Source organism: Curtobacterium sp. B18 (assembly GCF_000333375.1).
In the GTDB taxonomy this organism is placed as follows: Bacteria; Actinomycetota; Actinomycetes; order Actinomycetales; family Microbacteriaceae; genus Curtobacterium.
The window spans coordinates 1-1,539 of record NZ_BACZ01000195.1 but is presented as its reverse complement, the minus strand read 5'-3'; the positions used below and the strand labels follow the sequence as shown (position 1 = coordinate 1,539).

The 1,539-nt window shown below is 65.1% G+C and carries 2 protein-coding genes; both read right to left on the bottom strand.

The genetic code is table 11. From position 1 onward, the window contains the following. The coding region (locus I5E_RS21220; protein WP_049973442.1) for an ABC transporter permease subunit at positions 1–943 on the bottom strand (943 nt) is incomplete at its 3' end. Continuing rightward, positions 940–1,539 (bottom strand): ATP-binding cassette domain-containing protein (locus I5E_RS05150; RefSeq protein WP_022906047.1); only part of this gene is annotated, 600 nt, incomplete at its 5' end. The genes I5E_RS05150 and I5E_RS21220, both read right to left, overlap by 4 nt.

Genomic DNA, 1,539 nt, shown 5'->3' with positions numbered 1-1,539 from the left:
CAGCAGGCCCGAAGGCGTTCGAGTAGCCGACGAAGACCATGCCGGCGACGGCGGCCAGGACCCGACATGTTCGCCATGACGAAGAAGTTGCCCTTGCGGGCACTGACCCCGGAGAGGACCGCGGCGCTGGCGTTGCCCCGACGGCGTAGACCTGGCGGCCGAAGATCGTGTTCTTCGTGATGAAGCCGTAGATGATCGTGAGGACGCCGAGGATGATCGCGACGATCGGGATCGACGTGCCGACGGGGCCGGCGGCGAACAGGTAGGTCGCGACGAGCGTGACGGCGACGAGGATGCCCGTGCGGACGATCGACACCCACAGCGGCGGGACCTCGGCCTGCATCTTCTTGCGGCGGCCGCGGCCACGCACCTCGATGACGATGAGCGCGATGATCGTGGCGAGACCGATGAGCAGCGTGCCGTTCGAGAAGCCGAAGTCCGGGCCGAAGTCGCCGAGGTAGCCGGCACCGATGACGTTGTACGAGTCCGGGGTCGGCACCGAGGTCGACTGCCCGATGATCTGGTTCGCACCGCGGAAGATGAGCTGACCGGCGAGCGTCACGATGAAGGCGGGCACGCGGACGAACGCCACCCAGAAGCCCTGCCAGGCACCGACGAGCGCACCCACGGCGAGGCCGAGGATGATCGCGGCCCAGACCGGCCAGTGCCACACGGAGATCGACTGGGCGACGATGATGCCGACGAACGCCGCGACCGAACCGACCGAGAGGTCGATGTGGCCCGCGATGATCACCATCACCATGCCGAGCGCGAGGATGAGGATGTAGGAGTACTGCAGGAACAGGTTGATGACGTTCGTCGGCTCGAGGATCAGGCCGTTCGTCGTGATCGAGAAGAAGATCACGATCGCGATCAACGCGATGATCATGCCGTACTGGCCGATGCTGTTGCCCTTGCCGAACAGCAGTTTCAGGTTCTTCATGAGACGAGAGCGCCCTTCCGCGCGGAGGTCATGCTGCGCATGAGCGTTTCTGGATCGGCCTGTTCCGAGGGGATGTCGGCCGTGATCTGGCCCTCGAAGATCGTGTAGATCCGGTCGGAGAGGCCGAGGAGTTCGGGGAGCTCGGAGGAGATGAGGATGATGCCCTTCCCCTCTGCGGCGAGCTGCTGGATGATGCCGTAGATCTCGAACTTGGCGCCCACGTCGATGCCGCGGGTCGGCTCGTCGAGGATGAGGATGTCCGGGTCGGTGAACATCCACTTCGACAGGACGACCTTCTGCTGGTTCCCGCCGGAGAGCTTCCCGACGTTCTCCTCGACGGTCGGCACCTTGGTGCGGAGCATCTTGCGGTACTTCTCGGCGACGTTGTACTCCTCGAGGGAGTCCACGACGCCGGCCTTGGAGATCTTCGGCAGGTCGGCCGCGACGGTCGACCGCTTGACGGTGTCGAGCAGGTTGAGGCCGAGCGCCTTGCGGTCCTCGGAGACGTACCCGATGCCGTGCTCGATCGCCTGCTGGACGTTGGCGACCTTGATCTCCTCGCCGTCCTTGATGATCTGGCCGCCGAGCCACGTGCC